Source organism: Blastopirellula marina, from assembly GCF_002967715.1.
GTDB classification, from domain to species: Bacteria; Planctomycetota; Planctomycetia; order Pirellulales; family Pirellulaceae; genus Bremerella; species Bremerella marina_B.
Genome location: NZ_PUIA01000037.1, coordinates 36,064 through 53,637, shown reverse-complemented (window position 1 = coordinate 53,637; position 17,574 = coordinate 36,064). Strand labels below are relative to the sequence as shown.

16 protein-coding genes are annotated in these 17,574 nt (G+C 57.0%); 6 read left to right on the top strand and 10 right to left on the bottom strand.

Annotated features, from left to right (window positions below):
• Positions 1-48: 48 nt before the first annotated feature.
• From C5Y96_RS12005 to C5Y96_RS11985, 5 genes are all read right to left on the bottom strand, one after another.
• Positions 49-480, bottom strand: a complete 432-nt coding sequence (locus C5Y96_RS12005; protein WP_105353501.1) for a hypothetical protein — start codon at positions 478-480, stop codon at positions 49-51.
• Complete coding sequence (locus tag C5Y96_RS12000) at positions 473-898, bottom strand: hypothetical protein (RefSeq protein WP_105353499.1); 426 nt, start codon at positions 896-898, stop codon at positions 473-475. The genes C5Y96_RS12005 and C5Y96_RS12000 overlap by 8 nt, the downstream gene beginning before the upstream one ends.
• Positions 895-1,365: a hypothetical protein gene (locus tag C5Y96_RS11995; RefSeq protein WP_146115634.1), complete on the bottom strand. Its 471-nt coding sequence runs from the start codon at positions 1,363-1,365 to the stop codon at positions 895-897. Before C5Y96_RS11995 ends, C5Y96_RS12000 begins: the two co-directional genes overlap by 4 nt.
• Positions 1,323-1,844, bottom strand: coding sequence for a hypothetical protein (locus C5Y96_RS11990; protein WP_105353495.1), 522 nt, complete (start codon positions 1,842-1,844; stop codon positions 1,323-1,325). The genes C5Y96_RS11995 and C5Y96_RS11990 overlap by 43 nt, the downstream gene beginning before the upstream one ends.
• Before the next feature lie 173 nt (positions 1,845-2,017).
• Entirely contained in the window at positions 2,018-3,568 is a 1,551-nt protein-coding gene (locus C5Y96_RS11985) for a sigma-70 family RNA polymerase sigma factor (RefSeq protein WP_409994417.1), read from the bottom strand.
• A gap of 1,334 nt (positions 3,569-4,902) precedes the next feature.
• Between C5Y96_RS11985 and C5Y96_RS11980 the strand changes: the two genes are divergently transcribed.
• From C5Y96_RS11980 to C5Y96_RS11965, 4 genes are all read left to right on the top strand, one after another.
• Positions 4,903-5,697: an SDR family NAD(P)-dependent oxidoreductase gene (locus C5Y96_RS11980; RefSeq protein WP_105353490.1), complete on the top strand. Its 795-nt coding sequence runs from the start codon at positions 4,903-4,905 to the stop codon at positions 5,695-5,697.
• A 151-nt stretch (positions 5,698-5,848) separates the two neighbouring features.
• A complete protein-coding gene (locus tag C5Y96_RS11975) occupies positions 5,849-6,388 on the top strand; it encodes a hypothetical protein (RefSeq protein ID WP_105353488.1) in 540 nt (179 codons plus the stop codon).
• A gap of 18 nt (positions 6,389-6,406) precedes the next feature.
• A complete protein-coding gene (locus C5Y96_RS11970) occupies positions 6,407-7,126 on the top strand; it encodes a biotin/lipoate A/B protein ligase family protein (protein WP_105353485.1) in 720 nt (239 codons plus the stop codon).
• 76 nt (positions 7,127-7,202) lie between these two features.
• Complete coding sequence (locus C5Y96_RS11965) at positions 7,203-7,880, top strand: basic secretory protein-like protein (protein ID WP_158261200.1); 678 nt, start codon at positions 7,203-7,205, stop codon at positions 7,878-7,880.
• A gap of 1 nt (position 7,881) precedes the next feature.
• Here C5Y96_RS11965 and mutY read toward each other — a convergent pair whose 3' ends face one another.
• The gene (gene mutY, locus C5Y96_RS11960) at positions 7,882-8,955 is read right to left on the bottom strand and encodes an A/G-specific adenine glycosylase (RefSeq protein ID WP_233198932.1); all 1,074 of its coding nucleotides are present in this window, start codon (positions 8,953-8,955) and stop codon (positions 7,882-7,884) included.
• A gap of 202 nt (positions 8,956-9,157) precedes the next feature.
• On the opposite strand from mutY, the gene C5Y96_RS11955 reads away from it, so the two are divergent.
• The gene (locus tag C5Y96_RS11955; protein WP_105353478.1) at positions 9,158-10,138 is read left to right on the top strand and encodes an alpha/beta hydrolase family protein; all 981 of its coding nucleotides are present in this window, start codon (positions 9,158-9,160) and stop codon (positions 10,136-10,138) included.
• Here the strand turns inward: C5Y96_RS11955 and C5Y96_RS11950 are convergent.
• Both C5Y96_RS11950 and C5Y96_RS27355 read right to left on the bottom strand, forming a co-directional pair.
• Positions 10,135-11,121 carry a DUF1559 domain-containing protein gene (locus C5Y96_RS11950; protein WP_105353476.1) on the bottom strand — a complete coding sequence of 329 codons (987 nt, stop codon included), beginning with the start codon at positions 11,119-11,121 and terminating at the stop codon, positions 10,135-10,137. The genes C5Y96_RS11955 and C5Y96_RS11950 overlap by 4 nt on opposite strands.
• Before the next feature lie 53 nt (positions 11,122-11,174).
• On the bottom strand, positions 11,175-11,339 hold the full coding sequence (locus tag C5Y96_RS27355; RefSeq protein WP_158261199.1) for a hypothetical protein: 165 nt from the start codon (positions 11,337-11,339) through the stop codon (positions 11,175-11,177).
• A 514-nt stretch (positions 11,340-11,853) separates the two neighbouring features.
• On the opposite strand from C5Y96_RS27355, the gene C5Y96_RS11945 reads away from it, so the two are divergent.
• The gene (locus C5Y96_RS11945; RefSeq protein ID WP_105353474.1) at positions 11,854-13,539 is read left to right on the top strand and encodes an alpha-keto acid decarboxylase family protein; all 1,686 of its coding nucleotides are present in this window, start codon (positions 11,854-11,856) and stop codon (positions 13,537-13,539) included.
• 140 nt (positions 13,540-13,679) lie between these two features.
• Here the strand turns inward: C5Y96_RS11945 and C5Y96_RS11940 are convergent, their stop codons facing one another.
• Entirely contained in the window at positions 13,680-15,125 is a 1,446-nt protein-coding gene (locus C5Y96_RS11940; RefSeq protein WP_105353472.1) for a DUF1552 domain-containing protein, read from the bottom strand.
• Between the two features lie 29 nt (positions 15,126-15,154).
• Entirely contained in the window at positions 15,155-17,443 is a 2,289-nt protein-coding gene (locus C5Y96_RS11935; protein ID WP_158261198.1) for a DUF1592 domain-containing protein, read from the bottom strand.
• Between the last annotated feature and the right edge of the window lie 131 nt (positions 17,444-17,574).

The following is a 17,574-nucleotide window of genomic DNA, read 5'->3' as shown; positions in this document are numbered from 1 at the left end:
GGCCGCTCTGAAGGCGAACTGTCTGCCTGCGGAGGCTTAAACGGATTGTCACTCGGATCCGTGATAGTAGAACCTCCTCACCTTGGGATGCATCAGCAGTAACAGAATGAAACCGGTGACCAGCAGAATAAGAGTTCCTCGCCCCGCACGCCACCATTCTTGCTCGAGCATCGATAGGGCTGTGCCAGCGATCATGATCAGAAAGAGGACCGCGAAGTAGTTAGCCGACACACGGTAGGCCCACAACTGTTTGCAGAACAGAAGGAACCCGGCGGCGATGGCCAATACTCCCGTGATCGGTCCGAAAAGGCCCTCCACCATGAGGAAGAGTCCGACAGCCAGCATCAGACTCAGCAGCCATGCCAAAGCGACTGGGCCCGGCACACGAAAGGCGCTGGGGTCGCCTGGTTCTTCGACCACATCAGGTTCAACCGGCGGCTGGTCGATCGTATCAGGGGATTCAAATGGATTCTCATCCATGCGTCTTCAACCTTTCCTGGTATTCAATATAACCCAGGATGATGGCGATGATTGCATACGCCAGCACATAGCAGAGCAGGGCAATGGTTTGGGGGCCTTTCGCCAGGGTTGCTGCGAAGGTCGCACAACTGACACTCATGGACAAAGCGTAGAGGGTACCCAGGGCCATGGTACCGCGGGTGGGGATAATCAGAATGAAACCGACCACCCCGGTCATGCAAAACAGGATGCCGTTGAGCACGTCCCGCTGCACATAACAGACGCCAAAGTGAACCGCGGCCATCAGTATGAACAAACACCAACTGACGAACACCAGCACCGACATCGGATGGGTCGGTTCCTCATCGATCACTGCCGGATCGGGAGCCTCTTCTACGATGCTGGGTGACTCAAACGGATTGTCGGATGGCAAGTTCACTCCTTCGGCCTTCCTCGCCAGTAGTACTTACTGGAGGTTTGAATCAGCAGCACCATGATCGTGATGTACAGCAGCAGCGGGGCCAGCCCAATGATCATCAGCGGGCGGTCTTCCACGATGCCGGTTGTCAGCACGCCTACCGACAGAACGGACATCAGGGTGGCATAGGCCAGGCCGATCAGCCAGGTAAAGATCGACGGCAACAGAACACTGAAGCCCACGGCCAGGCTCAAAAAAGCTACCAGCAGTTGAACCCGATTGCCAGCCAGTAGCCCAGCCACGATGTGCAGCCCACCGGCCATGAGAAACAAGCCCCACGTCAGTGACACGAGACTGCGAACCTGGCGAAACGGGGTCGTAGGTCGCTCCGTCGGCGCAAGCGGAGATTGAAACGGGTTGTCGTGCGAGGAGTTGGGCATTTTCTTTACCAGCGAAAGCCGCACCGGGTGCAGCGTCGCTGGAAGCATAACAGGTCATCCCCACCGGTATTCACATAGTCGCAGTGGGGGCATTGAAGGCGATGGTATTTGCGGACCGACTCTCTTCCCAGGGCCGAGAAGATCGCCAGGCAGAGTCCAGCTTGCACCAGGCCCGAGACGATTGCCAGCGGGGGCTTCAAAAAGACGAACGCCATCACGCAGAAACCGACGGCCATTATCCCATGAAACAGGAAGTAGAACCGGGCAGCGGCCCACGTCGGACTACTCCGTGCGACAAGCCCTAGCGAAATCAAACACGAGAAGGCCGCCCCCAGCAGCAGACTGAACTGCTGCGAGGTATCGGTGTAGCCAATGACAAAGAACTCGCCAATCTGCCACGCCGTAAGCAACAGCCCCAAGAGTACCGCGACCGCCAAAGGGCCGGGAATCGACGACAACTCCGGCGACGACGGTTGATCGTCGCCATGCGGAGAAGTGAACGGGTTGGAATCCTGAGGTTCAGACATGCGGCAGGTCGGCGAAGTTATCGACAGGTATCAACATTGTATCAAACGCCTATCGACGGCTTACCGACAGGTTAGTGACAGCATACTGAATAGTTATCCACATTCAAAAACCAACAAAAAAAGCCGGACCCAATCGAGTCCGGCTTTTGAATTTCGAAAGTTGTCGCTGCGACTTAGTCGAGGAAGCCGACCAGGTCTTGGCTGCGGCTAGGTTGCTGCAACTTGCGGACGGCCTTAGCTTCGATCTGGCGGATACGTTCGCGGGTCACTTTGAAGATGTGACCAACTTCCTCCAGGGTGTAGCTGTAGCCATCGCCCAAACCGTAACGCAACTTGATGATCTCGCGTTCGCGGTAGCTGAGGGTCTTCAGCACGCGGCCGATCCGACCACGCAGCATTTCCTGAGCAGCACCGTTGGCTGGGCTTTCGGCTTCACCATCGGGAAGCAGATCGCCGAACTGGCTGTCTTCGCTGTTACCGACAGGGCGGTCGAGCGAGATCGGGTAGCGGCTCATGGCCAGCACGCGGCGAGCTTCCTCGACGGTGGTGCCAGCACGACGGGCCGTTTCTTCGATGGTAGGTTCGCGCCCTTTTTCCTGCAGTAGCTGACGAGCCACATTACGCACGCGGGACATGGTTTCGACCATGTGAACCGGGATACGAATGGTTCGGCTCTGGTCGGCAACGGCACGCGTAATGGCCTGGCGAATCCACCAGGTAGCGTATGTGCAGAACTTGAAACCACGGCGGTATTCAAACTTGTCGACCGCACGCATCAGGCCGGCGTTGCCTTCCTGGATGAGGTCCAGGAAGCTCAGACCGCGGTTGCGGTACTTCTTGGCGATCGAGACCACCAGACGCAAGTTCCCTTCGGACAGCTCGCGCTTGGCCTGCTGGTATTCCGAATAGATCGCTTTGACGGCCTGACAGCGACGGTTGAGACTCTTAGGAGTCTCTTGCGTGGCCATCAACAGGTTGCGGTACTCGGCCAGCAGCGGTTGGCGATCTTCCATCGGCGTGTTGGCCGCTTTGTGATCGTCCAAGCGAGCTTTCAGTTCGTTCACGCGGCGGCAGAATTCTTCCAGCACACCGATCTTGGATTCGATTCGCTGGGTACGCAAACCCAACTCTTCGATCAGTTTCACCACGCGCTGACGGCGGTAGCTCAAGCGACGCCAGGCGGCGGTACGCTTTTCGGCCGAGACCGACTTGCTGAGCGCGGTGATGTAGTCACGACGGTTTCGCTTCAGCAGACGATCGATGGTGACCAGATTCATCGGCATGCGGCCCATGATCTGTTCTTTTTCCAGGCGATCGGTCACCGAAACTTGAACGGTACGATCGAACGGTAGTTCGCCATCCTGAACGCGCTGCAATACCTTAAAGGAATCTTGGGCGACGTAGTCGCACTCCAAGAGCAAGCGTCGGAACTTGGCTCGCGTTTGTTCGATTTTACGAGCGAGGTAGATTTCCTGTTGGCGGGTCAACAAAGGAATCTCGCCCATCTGTGTCAGGTACATACGAACCGGGTCATCCGACCAGGTTTCGCTGTCTTCGCTGAATTCATCGGATGCATCGTCTGCCGAGTCATTCGACATATCATCCGTGTTCAGCATGCGATCGTCATCGGAGTCATCGATCACATCGACGGCAGCATCGTCGAAGCTACGCGGACGTACACGTGCATCATCATCTTCGAAATCGTCAATCAACGAATCGTACAACATATCACTCCTTCACTCGCCAAAGTGAGGCTCGTATTCTTCTGTTTAACCCATGGGTGACGGGAAAAGTTCTGCGGTCATCCCGCCCAATCCGCGTGCTTTTCAGCGGCATTCATTGCGATGAAAAACTTCGCAAGTCTACCACCAAACGTGCGGATGACTGCCATCCGTGGATATTTGGAAAGAGATTACTTTTGACGCGTGCTTGCGGCCTGCATAGCTTGCCCAATCCCGAAAGTAGTATGCTGAGCCAAGCGGAGTAACGCGAATCTTGCGAATCTCTCGCGGCATCAAAGCAGCAAACGGACATGGCCGGCAGCGTGCAACGTGTCAGTTGGTAATCCGTGCCCCTTTCCATCAGCAGCAAGTCCTCTCCTGCTACTGAGCGACCCAGCTTCTTGCTGTGCCGAAGAATCTCTCTAACCCTTGTTTACGACCAGACTTTCAACTCCCTAAAAATCGGTCTCATCACCTAGTGTAATCAACCGGAATGCCGCAATTCCATGAACTTTGCCGCTTATCGGCGAGGTTACTGGTCTGGAAAAACACCCGGAAGCATGCTATAAATTGCCTAAATTCCGCATCCTATCCAAAATAAAGATCGTCGTGCTCCGTTCGGCTCTCGAACGATCAAATCTCCCGGATAGGAGGTCGTTTATGTCACTGGGGTTCCCTTGTGGATCGAAGTATGTCCATTTTGCGATTTGGGCAAACTACTAGGCAGTAACATATGTCAACCAAACCTCAACTCGTTTCAGAACAAATAGAATTCCGTCTTCGGACCACGGAAAATTTAAGACCGTGGGGGCAAGATGTTCGTGCTAGAGATGGAGGGTTTGGAGGATACGAAATTTGGACCTAATACCGCGAGGCATCCGCTGGTCGATTGAATTCACCCAATTCTAACTAGACGCTAACCAGGGTCCAGACTTTCATACGGGAAAATAGGAGTTTCCGCTCCTTTTCGATCTACGGACAACCACAGTCTATCTCAGCATTTTCCAGGTGCCGGGAATTCTTTTCCCTTAGCCTCCTTCCTGGGGGAGGATTACCCCAGTGCGATGCCTAGCGGCAACAGCGCTGAGTTTTTTCAGCAGCGAGTTTCTTTGATGCACCGTCAGACACTCTGAAAATGGCGCACAAACGCCTCATTTTCAGCCTAATTCTCAACTATGGGGAGAATGTTCGATCGATTTTGAGGCAATTCCCTGCGGCGACTGCTCCTTGCCCAAGCGGTGAATTGCGGCCCATGGGCTGCCCCGGTAGCATTACCCGACAGGAAGATCCCACTTCTGCGAACGTTCTCTCCCCGATCAGCCCGGAAAAACAAAATCATGACGCAGCGAGATTTCGAAGGACAAGTGGTTCTGGTGACTGGTTCCAGCCAAGGCATCGGCAAAGCCGCCGCGATCGAGTTTGCCCGGCAAGGTGCCAAGGTCGTCGTCAATTACCACAGCAACCCCGCGAAGGCTGAACAGGTAGTTGCCGAAATCGAAGCGCTGGGTAGCGAGGCGATCGCGGTCCAATGTGATGTCTCGAGCTACGAGGCCGTCGAAGCGATGGTTGCCCAGGCTGTCGCGCGATTCGGCAAGCTGGACGTGGCTGTATCGAACGCGGTCTACAGCGATCGCGAATTCTTCTACGAAGCCGATATGGACGGGTTTCGCCGGACGATCGAAGTCACCATGTGGGGTGCGTTTCATCTTCTCAGAGCCGCCTCACGCCAAATAATGGCCCAGAAAACGCCAGGTGCCGTGACGATCGTCAGCTCGCCCCATGCTTTCATTCCAGCCCCCAAGGCCATGGCCTACAACATGTCGAAAGCGGCCATCGAGCACATGGCCAAGACAGCCGCTATCGAACTGTCGGATTTCAAGATCCGCGTGAACATCGTCCAGCCTGGCTGGACTGATACGCCTGGGGAGCGAAAGTTTGCCACTGACGAGGTTCTGGAAGAAGGGGGAGCCAAGATCCCAGCCGGACGTCTCGGTACGCCAGAGGAAATGGGGGAAGCAATCTGTTACATGAGCAGTCCACGCAACAGCTACACGACCGGTGCCACGCTGCTGGTCGACGGCGGCATCTCACTCCCTTGGTGGGGCAAAACCGGCCGCGCCGCGCCTAGCTAACTCGCCAATCGCAATGGAACGGTAAAGATTTTCAAAAAACGGCATCATTCGTCGATGTCGTTTTCCCACCGAGCGACCGGGGGAGTAGACTAAACTGTTTGGTTGAACTCGTTTTCCGATTAGATAGATCGCTCGCGACCGCACAGAAGCTATGGCTCAAACTTATCTGCTGACAACCCCAGATGGCGAAGAGGTTCACGTCGAGTCCTCGCAAGCCGGTGAAATGATTACCACGGCTAGTGGCAAGACGGTCGAAGTTCCTACGCTTAGCGAACTGAAAAAGCTGCCGCTGGTCGAAAAAGAACAAGCCCCCGTGCGGCGCGAATGGTCGGTTGGTCAATCGATCATGTTCGTCGTCGGATTGCTCTTGCTGCTGGGTTGTTCGGTTAGTTCGGCGTTTTTGTATCAGATCACTCCACTCGAGTCGCTGGACAAGGCCCGCGAAGTCCCCATCGAACTGATCGAAGGGGACGTCGAGCAGTGGTCGATGAAAGACACGCTCGACTTCTGGGCTTTCGCAACCAGTAGCCAGGCGCTCGGCGACATGCGCGGCAATGCCTCTCGCGACCGTTACGTGCTGGATGTCTACGAATCGAGACAGACTTTCTTGATCCTCTCGGTGGCCGGCGTGGTCCTGGGTTTGGTTCTCATGGGTAGTGCTTTTGCATTTTCCGGCAAGAGTCGCAGCTAGGCTGAAGCAAACGGGCCCATGCAACTTCTCGATCTTACGCTGCCGTCACCCGAAGAGAATCTGGCGCTGGACGAGGCTCTGCTCAGCGCCGCCGAGTCTGGCGATCAACCGGTAGAAGTCTTGCGAGTCTGGGAACCAGTTGATCCGCTGGTCGTTATTGGGCGTGCTTCACGGCTGCACGAAGAAGTGAACGTCGAGGTTTGCCAGCAACGTCGTATTCCGTTTCTCCGCCGGGCCAGTGGTGGTGCGTCGGTGGTAACCGGCTGCGGATGTTTGATGTACGCCGTCGTCCTAAGTTACCAGTTGCATCCCGAGCTTGCGGCACTGGATGTCTGCCACCAGTATGTGATGGGGCGATTGCAAAAGTCGCTCGCGCGTGAAGTGCCTGAGATCGATTTCCAAGGGACGTGTGACCTGACGCTCGACGGGCGAAAGTTCTCAGGCAATAGCCTGCGATGCAAACGCACGCATCTGATCTATCACGGTACGCTATTGTACGACTTCGACTTAACACTCATTCCAGAACTTCTTCGTACGCCTCCGCGAATGCCCGACTATCGCCAGCAGCGTCCTCACGAATCGTTCGTCACCAACGTTCCTATCCCCCGCGATATCATCCGTCAAAGACTGCTTGAGGCCTGGGAAACATCGGGCGAAATGGTCGATTGGCCTCGCGATTTGACCGCTCAATTAGTTGCGGAAAAATATACAAATCCGGAATGGACCTCAATGCGATAGAGATTTTCTTGGGCTACGATGGGGCACAATGTTTAGGTTCCATTCGTTCTCCTTTCGCAACCGAAGAGGCCACTGGATGCGACTGTCACTCTTGCTTCTCGCAGGGCTGCTTTTAGCCCCTGCTTTCGCCTATGCCAACGATAACCCTCAAGAGCCGGCACTCCCTGAGCTAAAGGTTATCGTCGATACGAGCGAAGTCCCGGAGTTGAAGGAGTGGGGCGATAACGCGTCCAAGTTGATCCGGGAGTGGCATCCGAAGATCGCCGAGATGCTTCAGCAGGAAGGCTTCACGCCACCTCAAGAGATCCGCGTTGTCTTCAAGAAGGATATGGAAGGCGTAGCCCATACCATTGGTAACCAGATCGTGATTGCCGGCAATTGGGTCAAGCAGCACCCCGAAGATAACGGCATGGTGATTCACGAACTGGTGCATGCCATTCAGGCCTATCCCCGTGGTGGTCCTTTCTGGTTGGTGGAGGGAATTGCCGACTACATTCGCTTCTACCAGTACGAACCCAAGACACGGCTTCGCGGGATTGATCCCGAGCGGCAAAGCTACCGCGACGGTTACCGCACCAGTGCCCAGTTCGTCGCTTGGCTAGAGAAGACCCATCCCGGCATCGTGCAGAAGATCAACGAAGCGATCCGGAAGAACGAATACCAGAACGTCATGATCCGCGAGACAACCGGCAAGAGTGTCGAGCAGTTGTGGGGCGAGTTCGTCACAACGGAAGACGCCCGCGGCCGGCGATAAGTTAGACCAACTTGGCCAGCTTACGACCGGTCGTCGACAGCGGAAGATCGGTCAGATGCGAGGCATCGCGCCATTGCCACACGCGAGGTTGTCCATCGGGGCCAGCCTCGGGGCGCAGGCGACCCTTCTGATACGTCATTTCGTGACATAAAAGCGTGATGCGGTACTTGGTCACGCCATGCTTGATGGTCGTCACGTGCGATCCTAACGAGGCCTCAATGCCGGAGGCCTCCTGCAGTTGGCCAGCCACGCCACTCAGCTCTTCTTCATTAGCGACCGTGAAACGTGGGAAATCCCAAAGACCTGCCCAGCGTTCCTCTTGTCCACATTGCCGTAGCAGAACTTCATTTTTCCGCCGCACGACCAGGGCAATCTCAGTAACGGGGATAAACTCGATTTTCTTCTTGGGCTGCGGGATCTCGTCTTGGCGACCTTGTTGATACGCCTGGCAGTGCACCGCGAGGGGGCACTGCGAGCAGTTGGGGCTCTTGGGCGTGCAGACCAGGCTGCCGATCTCCATCAGGGCCTGGTTAAAGATGCCCACGTCATGATCGGGAAGAAGATCTTCGGCGAATTGCCACAGTCGTTTCTGACTGGCCGACGTGGATAATACGTGGTCCCAGCCAATCAGCCGAGCGAACAGCCGCTGCGTATTTGCTTCCAGAATCGGAGCCTTCTGCCCGTAGGCAATCGAAGCAATCGCCCCTGCCGTGTACCTACCGATGCCCGGCAGGCTCTGGATCTGGTCGACCGTTTGCGGAAACTGTCCGTCGTAGCGTTCGACAATTTCCTTGGCCGCGGCATGTAGCTGACGAGCCCGACGATAGTAACCAAGTCCCTCCCACAGGCGTAGCACCTGCTGCTCTTCGGCCGCTGCCAGGTCGCTCACGTGGGGAAACTCGGCCGTAAATCGCCGAAAATATTCTTTCACGGTCGCGACTTGTGTCTGCTGAAGCATGATCTCGCTGATCCAGACACGATAAGGATCTTGCGATTCTCGCCACGGTAAATCCCGTTTATGGGTCGCAAACCAGGCAAATACATGCGATTGAAAAGCCGCCAGCGACCCGCTCACAGGCGAAGAATCCTCTGGTTTCGAGCGAGATTTCGACTTCGTGCGTGGCATGAGGTAGCTTCGGGTCAGCGAAAACCCCAAGGTTAGCCGTTTCGTCAAACCTGACAACCAGACGGCTACCACGACGGAGCCACTGTTTCACTCTTCGTATCCCCCGAGTTACAATGGTGCTGTTCCCCCAATTGGTTTATCAGGTTGCCTAATGTCGTACCGCTCGTTTGTCATACTCGCTGGATTCTCGGTTGCCCTCTGTTTTGGCTTGGGTTGTTCCCAAAACCAGCCTGTCACCGAGACGCTTGTGGAAAGCGAGTTTGCCGACCAGTTGCTCGCCCCCATGAACTACCTGGGTGCGATTGCCAAGCAGGCCCCCGATGCGGTCTTCAGGTCACAGGGTCCCGGTGTCCGTAAAGCAGTCGTCCAGACCAGGCTACCCGACGGCCAAACGATGACGCTGTGGATCTATCAGCCTGACCCGCTTCCTCAGTCGAAGGTGCCGTGCGTCTTCATTGCCCCTGCGGGGACGATGATGATCCATGGTCTGCAGCTGGCCGATGGGGATTCTCCTGAACACTTGCCATGGGTGAAAGCCGGTTTTGCGGTCGTCGCCTACGAACTTAGTGGCAACGCAGATGCCGAGAACTCCACCGATGCCCAGCTGAAATCGGCCGCCGAGAAATTCCGTCAGGCAAAGTCAGGGCTGCTCAACGCACAGATTGCGATGGCCTATGCACGCGAGAAAGTCTCGTTTGTGAATCCGCAGCAGTTCTATACCGCCGGTCACAGTTCTGCCGGAACGATGGCCCTGTATGTTGCCGAGATGGAACCTCAAGTGAAAGGGGCTATCGCGTTTATGCCGGCAGTCGATATCCGCGCTTCGCTGGGGATCGATGGCATCACCTACGTTCAGAATGCCCAGATCGTGCCCGAGGCCGGCGTCTACGTCAACGGGATTTCGCCCCTCACGCACATCCACCGCTTAAGCCAGCCTACGTTTCTGTTTATTGCCGGGGACGACCGGTCCGATATCACCGGGCCAGCCGATTCGTTTGGCAAAAAGCTTCGTGAAATGGGAAACGATGTCACGATCGTGCGCGTCCCCAGCGGAGGGCACTTCGACCCGATGCTCGATCCAGGCATCCCCATGGCCATTGAGTGGCTGAAGATGATTACGCAGTCCAACTAGGGGCTGCTGTTTTCGCCATCGTTGCGGATCATCATCTGCTGTAGGACACCAATCGAGCCAGGGGTCGGTTCGGCTTGCCATTGGGTGTCGGTATCACTCGTTAGAAACGGCACCGAGCCATCCACCAGCAGCACGTTCGCTCCGCCTGGGTGCATGCTCGAAAAGCCTTCGCCGCATAACGTATCACCGTCCCAAGGGGGCGCGTTGATCTTCGGCTTGGCCCCGGCAACCACATTCCAGATCGACGGGCCACCATCGTGCTTCATCGGATCAGGCACGCCTGGCCAGCTACCGGCGCGGCATTGGGTGAGGTCGCGTTCGCCGATCATGATCGTATGACTGATGCCGTCGGTTACGTCAGCCAGAGTCACGGCCGAGTTGCCGAAGAATATGCCGGTGTTCATCTGGCTGCCGACCGCATCGTGACGATGCCCCGCGTTGCCAACGTACATGCTCAGTCCGAAGGGGACCGGATTCCCATCGTGAATCCAGCGGCGGTCCGGGTGGTTCTCGCCGCCGTAAGCCAGCGCATCGTCCGATGGGCACAGATAGCCCTGGAAGTAAGTCTGTACAAACTCCATCCGCTGGTCATCGGCGATTAGCACTTCGGCCAGTGGCTGCTTCAGGTCTTCTGGTGTGGGATAAGTGACGCCGGTCAGGCTGACGAGCTTGGATGGCCAACCCCATGTTGGCAGCGAAGGGGCTTCGTTCATCGGCACTTCCCACCCAGGCGGGAACGCATTGTGGACCTCGTAGTAATCCTCGATCTGCACGCCGATCTCATGCAGATGTTCCATGCACATCGTCCGCCGTGCATTTTCCCGTGCCTGCAATAAAGCCGAGGCGACCGGCCCGAAGACCACGCAGCCGAGAACAATCATTAGAAAGAGCACGCCACCGATAATCATCGGTGTTCGCGAGCGATCACGCTGATTGTTGACGTCGGCCAGCGATGGATCGGAATCGGGGTGTGAATCAGGCATGGGGCGTGGCAGCTATTCAATGGGCTAAAACATTCGCGACATCGCCCATTAAATCAGTTTGACTGGAAGAGTGCCAACGCCGGACCCAGAACGATGAGCCCGGCAATCAAACCTAAGCCGACCAAGACGATCGCCAACCAGGATACGGCCATCGGTGGCGAGTTGGAATTTGGATCCGATTGAGGATAACCCCGATCGAGTTCTTGCTGTTTGGACATGGTGTTCTCCTCGAAAATGTCTTGCGAGAAAAATCTTGTTGAGCCGCTTGGCTCATCCGCTCTTAAGAAAAGCAGGAAGCAAACCATGCGCCAGTGATCGCATAGCAAAGAAAAGGGGGGAGGCGAAACGACCTTCGTCTCGGGGCAGTGAGACAGCCGGACCACTTCACCCCCCGCCCAAAGTTCCCGTCAGACGCTGCCCGGCTGTCGGATAACTCGCGAAATTAGAATTCAAAGAAAGACAAACGAAGTTTAGATAGCGCCATAACAACTGATCTGTGAGGAATCTCTCATTTCACACGTAAAAGGTCCTGGATCTCGCAAAACCCCCGTTGTCACGCGAAAATAACCCTTCTGGTGGGATACGTAGTTGGGCATACTCTGGGGGAATGGGGTGGGGGTAGGCGCTGTAAATGCTAGCACGAAGAAGAATTAGCTGCCCTGAACCGGGTGAATTTCTAGAATAGAGGTAGCTGGCATTTCACACCTACTGTTTGATTGGGAGTCGACCAGGATGAATCGTTCCGCCCCTTCCCCCAGTGTGCCCGTCTCGCAAACAGTGAGCGGGGTTTCGATCGGACAGTACCTCATTCGCCGACTCCAGGAATACGGCCTGGAAGACATCTTCGGGATCCCCGGCGACTACATCCTTTCCTTCTACGGCATGCTCGAAAAGAGCCCGATCAATGTCGTCGGCTGTACGCGAGAAGACTGTGCTGGCTTCGCTGCCGATGCCTACGCTCGCGTGAAAGGACTCGGTGCGGTCTGCGTTACGTACTGCGTGGGCGGACTGAGCATCTGTAACAGCATTGCCGGGGCATATGCCGAGAAGTCGCCGGTCGTCATCCTCACCGGTTCGCCCGGCCTGCGTGAACGCACCAACAATCCGCTGCTGCACCATATGGTGCGCGACTTCAACACGCAGAAAGATGTGTTCGAAAAGCTATGCATCGCCGGCGCGGAACTTTCCGACCCGGTGAGCGCCTTTCGCGAGATCGATCGTGTGCTCGACGCGGTCGTCCGTTTCAAGCGCCCAGGCTACATCGAACTGCCGCGCGACATGGTGAACGTCATCCCACACATCAGCCACGTCTTCCCTTCGCAGGAGAACACGAGCGATCCTCAGGCCTTGTCGGAAGCCGTTGGCGAAGCGGCTCAGTTGATTCAAAACGCTGAAAAGCCCGTCATTCTGGCTGGCGTCGAACTGCACCGCTTTCATCTGCAGGATGAGCTGGTCGCCCTGGCCGAACACACTCAAATTCCCGTTGCCGCGACGGTGCTTGGCAAGAGCGTCATTCGCGAAACCCATCCTTTGTATGTCGGTCTTTACGAAGGAGCGATTGGCCGGGAAGAGGTTACCCGGTTTGTCGAAGAGAGCGACCTGGTTTTGCTGCTGGGGACGTTCATGACCGATATCAACATGGGAGTATTCACGGCGAACCTCGATCCGTCGAAATGCATCTACGCGACCAGCGAGCAGTTGCGTCTGAAGCATCATCACTACCACGGCATCACGCTGCCTGACTTCGTGCGGCATTTGGCCAAGCGAGACATCCCCTGCGTCAAACGCGCGCTGCCAGAAGGGATCCGCATGCAGATGCCCCCGGTTGGCGACATCACTGATCAGCCGATTACTACGCGCCGCATGATGCAGATGATCAATCCGCTGTTGGATGACGAAACGGTAGTGATCGCCGATATCGGTGACTCGCTGTTCGCCGCGACCGAACTGGTGACCCAGGGACGTAGCGAATTCTTGAGCCCCGCGTATTACACGTCCATGGGATTCGCCGTGCCGGCAACCCTCGGCGCGCAGACCGCCAACCACAAGGCTCGCATCGTGGCGGTGATCGGGGACGGGGCTTTCCAGATGACCGGAATGGAACTGTCGACCATCGTACGTCTCGGCTACGACCCGGTGATCATCGTGCTCGATAACCACGGCTACGGCACCGAACGTTGGCTGCATCCCGGCGACTGGAAGTACAACGAGATCCACGCCTGGTCGTATAGCAAGTTGCCTGAAGTCCTGCGTGGAGGTACCGGGTATGAAGTGAGTACCGAAAAAGAATTCCACGCCGCCTTGCACAAGGCCTGGGACGACCGCGACGCAATGAGCATCATCCACGTTCACTTGCCCGACGACGACGCCAGCCCAACACTGCATCGGTTAAGTCACCGCCTTGGGGCGAATGTTTAATAACGTCTGCACGAAGTCGTAGGATGGCTACACTGTCTTCGGTGATAGCCATCTTCGTAGCTGGTTGCCGCTCCCGGGTGGCTATCCGACGAAGACGTCGGTAGTCATCCGACAACCTTGGGACGAACGTTTAGCCGCGATCAAACCAAGTCAGGCAGCCGCCCGCCAAACGCGGCCCCGGGGGAAGTGATACTGTCGCCGAACTCGCCCACTTTCACCCCCACGCGGTCGAGCATTTCGACGAAGAGGTTCGCCATCGGTGTTCCTTGTGGAAAGGCGATGTGGCGGCCGGTGTTGAGGGTTCCTTGAGCGTTGCCGACCAGCATCGCCGGGTAGTCTTCGCGGTGGTGGCCGCCGTCGGCCATGTAGCTGGTGAACAGCAGCAGCGTGTTGTCGAGCAGGCTCGTGCCCCCTTCATCGATGGCCGCCATCTTATCGACCACGCGGGCAAAGTGCTGCACGAACCAGTGACTCACCTGGCGGCACGCCTCACGAGCGATCGGGTCGCTACGGCGAGGATCGGGGTTGCCCCCTTGGTGCTCGAGCGTGTGGAAGTGGCGTTCGAAACCAACGGTCACGACGCCGGGCATCATCGAACCATCGCTACCAACCGCCATCGTGGCCACGCGTGTCGTGTCGGTTTGCAGCGCGAGGACGAACAGGTCTCCCATCAGGTCGATAACCTGTGATTGAACTTCCGGGTCTTGTGACGATACCTGGTGAATCGGATCCCACTCGTGGGCATTGGCTGGCAGGCCCTTGGGAATCACGGCTGGCACACCCATCCCGTCGGCCATCATCTCGGCCGCTTGCGTTTCGACCAATGCGATCCGCCGTTCGACCGATTCGACGCTGGCCAGGTACTGGTCGAGCTTTTGTTTGTCGAACGTGCCGACTTTCTTCTGCAGCCGCCGTGCATCTTCCATCACCATGTCCAGGATGTGGCGATCGAGCGACTTCTCGGCCGGTGCACTGGCTTGTTTCGCCTGATTCTCCGCACGACGCTTAGCCCGGGCCGACCAATCGGGAGCCATGGGTTCGCGGCCACGGAACATTCGATCGAAGACAACCCGCGGGTTCATTTCGTACGGAACCGGCTCCCCCTTGTCGCGATACGAATACTTCCACTCATCCGGGGTCGTCGTCATTTCCAAGCTGGGCAGATAAGTCTGCGACCCCAGATGCTTGGCCGCCATCTGATCGACCGAGATGGTGGTGACCGGTACGCCGTTCTCCTTACCCACTTCCGCCGCCGCCGTCAGATGCATCGAAGCACAATGCTCGTGCGCGTTGACGTTCTTCGAGCGGCCATGATTGGCCAGACCGGAAAGAACGAGCATCTTATCCTTGTGCGCTTCCATAGGGCGCAGGATCGAAGGTAGTTCGCCGAGGACACCTGCCTTCTCAGGCTTCCACGATTCGATCACGGTCCCGCCGACCGTCGAGTAAATACCCATCCGCATCGGAGCCACACTCGCGGCAGCGGCCAGGGCTTTGCTGGTCACCATGGATTCCAGCCACGGCAAGGCGAGTGCCGCGCCGGTTCCTTTCAGCAGCGTTCGACGGGAGATCGGTTTCATGCTCATGGCGATACTCAGTGAGTGAGTGCTTGTGACTAGTTGGAAGCGACACGCTGGTTAGCGCCGCGCTGGTACTGGAAGGGATAACTCTCGACGATGCCGTAAATCAACTCTTGCATTTTGTAGTCGTTCTTCTCAAGCCTATCCGCAATAGCTGCCACGGCAGGACGATCTTCGTAGGTCAGCTCGCGACCCAGGGCATAGGTCATCATCTGCTCTGTTAAGTTTCGCACGAAATGGGACTTCTGCTCCAGCAAAATTTCTTTGAGCTGAACGACCCCATTCAATTCTCGCCCGCCAGGCAGCACGCCACTCGCATTGACCTTCTGCCCTTGCCGCTCGCGCTCGAAGCGGCCAATCGGGTTGAATTCGTCCAGGGCGAAGCCCAACGGGTCCATCTTGCGGTGACAGCCGGCACACGAGGAAGACTCATCCGCATGCAGCGATAGCAGCTCGCGAAAACTTTTGGCTTGGTTTTTATCGGACCCTTCGTCGATCTGCTCGACATCGGGTGGGGGCGGGGCTGGTGGATCACCCACGATAACATCCAGCACCCACTTCCCGCGGCGCGTGGGACTGTTTCGCGAGACGTGCGAAGTCATTGCCAAGATGCCGCCCATCCCCAATAGACCACCCCGCTCGGGATTACGTTGCTTGTTGATCTCGGCCTTTTGGAATTCGTTTTGGTAGCCGCCATAGCGGTAGAGGGGGGTCAGCTCGCGGTTGGTGAACGAGTAGTCGGAATCCAAGAGCTCGATTACGCTGCGGTTCTCTTGCACCAGGTGGTCCATGAACATCAGCACCTCGGTCCGCATTGCATGCCGCGTACGAGCCGTGAATTCGGGGAAGAACTCTTCACTGGGCAGCGCGTGGTCCAGTTCATCCAGGTGCAGCCACTGCTCGGCAAAGTCATGCACGAAGACCTTGCTGCGCTCGTCGGCGAGTAGCCGTGTCGCTTGTTGCTTCAAAACGTCCGGCTCATGCAGCCGGTTCTCGGCCGCCAGGCGAAAGAGCTCTTCGTCAGGCATGGTGTTCCACAGGAAGTGACTCAGCCGCGAGGCCAGTTCGTAGTCGGTTACCCGCTGCGGTGCACTGCCGGTGGGCGTTTGTTCGATGCGGAAGAGAAACTGTGGCGAGACAAGCACAGCCTTCAAGCTGTAGCGAACGCTTTCCTCAAACGTGGAACCCTCGGTCTGGGCCATGTCGAAGATGGTTAGCAGCCGGTCGATCTCCTCAGGCTGCGCTGGGCGACGAAACGCACGCGTCACGAACTGGGTGAGAACCTGCCGTGCCGCCTCTTTCGGTCCGAGCGTATCGGAAGGGTGTGCGACGAAGATCTTCTCGTGAGCTTCCTGGCTCGGCACAATTCCTTGTGGCGAGACAGGGCCGGTCACTTCCAATGACTTCCAGCCCAGGTGTCGAAAACGATGATCGTTCTCGGCCCAGCCTGGACCAATCTCGGAGTTGACGAACTCGATGGAAAGATCGACTTTACCGGCAGGGAGCCGGAGCGTGAGAACTTCAGTGCCGGGACTTTCGCGAACACTAAGCACCGAAATCGATTTGACGACCTGACCGTTGATACGGATCGCCAGGTTTGGCTGCCACTTGATCCACTGTGGCCCCTTGTGCCCCCACGTAGCCAGCGTCAAACGATAGGTACCGGCCTTTTCCAGCGTCAGCGGAAAGTGATGCGTGCTGTTCAAGCGGAACAAGCGATAGCCGTTCACCACTTCGGTCGCTGGAGGAATGGGGCCATCTTTGCCTTTTCCTTCCGGCATCTTCCCTTCCAGGTCGAAATCGACCTTCGTCATATCAAACGAGAAGGAAGCCGGCTTGGTATCAACCGCCCGCGAAAGCATCTCGTCGGCCGCGGCCAGGTACTTCTCCAGTTGTAACGGCGGGATCTCCAGCACCGTGCCGATGTTGTTGAAGCCGAACGCTACCGGATCTTCTGGCAACCCCACGGCGGTGGCAACATCGTAATCGACCCCCAGCAGGTCGCGCATGGTGTTGTTGTATTGCAAGCGATTCAAGCGGCGAAAGACAACCTGGCCGGGATCGGTCGACGGTTTCTCGTCGAGATGCTTCCCCAGCGACTCGGCCCAAGTGACCAGTACTTTCCGCTCGGCCTCGGTTGGTTGGTCTTCGTCTTTGGGGGGCATGAACTGGTCGTTCTGCGTCTGGGCCATCTTCAGCCAGGTGCGCACCTGCGAGAACATCGCCTGAGGCGAATCAAACCGATCTAACGCGACATTGCCGGAAGGGGCGTCGCTCGTGTGGCAGTCCAGGCAATATTGATTGAGAATAGGTAGGATGTCCACATGGAACTGCGCGGCGCTTTGTTTCAGCTGCGGTGTGGCGAACTCCTGAGCGGATGCCGGGCAAGCAGACGTTGCCCAAGCGCAGCCAAGCCCTACGATGCAAACAACAAGTGGCCGAAACAGTGAGAAGT

Excerpts from the sequence above, each read along its gene's own strand:
- C5Y96_RS11965 (WP_158261200.1), top strand. The coding sequence starts at position 7,203 with ATGCGACTGTCACTCTTGCTTCTCGCAGGGCTGCTTTTAGCCCCTGCT.
- C5Y96_RS11975 (WP_105353488.1), top strand. The coding sequence starts at position 5,849 with ATGGCTCAAACTTATCTGCTGACAACCCCAGATGGCGAAGAGGTTCAC.
- C5Y96_RS11945 (WP_105353474.1), top strand. The coding sequence starts at position 11,854 with ATGAATCGTTCCGCCCCTTCCCCCAGTGTGCCCGTCTCGCAAACAGTG.
- C5Y96_RS11980 (WP_105353490.1), top strand. The coding sequence starts at position 4,903 with ATGACGCAGCGAGATTTCGAAGGACAAGTGGTTCTGGTGACTGGTTCC.
- C5Y96_RS11940 (WP_105353472.1), bottom strand. The coding sequence starts at position 15,125 with ATGAGCATGAAACCGATCTCCCGTCGAACGCTGCTGAAAGGAACCGGC.
- C5Y96_RS27355 (WP_158261199.1), bottom strand. The coding sequence starts at position 11,339 with ATGTCCAAACAGCAAGAACTCGATCGGGGTTATCCTCAATCGGATCCA.
- C5Y96_RS11990 (WP_105353495.1), bottom strand. The coding sequence starts at position 1,844 with ATGTCTGAACCTCAGGATTCCAACCCGTTCACTTCTCCGCATGGCGAC.
- C5Y96_RS11955 (WP_105353478.1), top strand. The coding sequence starts at position 9,158 with ATGTCGTACCGCTCGTTTGTCATACTCGCTGGATTCTCGGTTGCCCTC.
- C5Y96_RS11970 (WP_105353485.1), top strand. The coding sequence starts at position 6,407 with ATGCAACTTCTCGATCTTACGCTGCCGTCACCCGAAGAGAATCTGGCG.
- C5Y96_RS12005 (WP_105353501.1), bottom strand. The coding sequence starts at position 480 with ATGGATGAGAATCCATTTGAATCCCCTGATACGATCGACCAGCCGCCG.
- C5Y96_RS11950 (WP_105353476.1), bottom strand. The coding sequence starts at position 11,121 with ATGCCTGATTCACACCCCGATTCCGATCCATCGCTGGCCGACGTCAAC.
- C5Y96_RS11995 (WP_146115634.1), bottom strand. The coding sequence starts at position 1,365 with ATGCTTCCAGCGACGCTGCACCCGGTGCGGCTTTCGCTGGTAAAGAAA.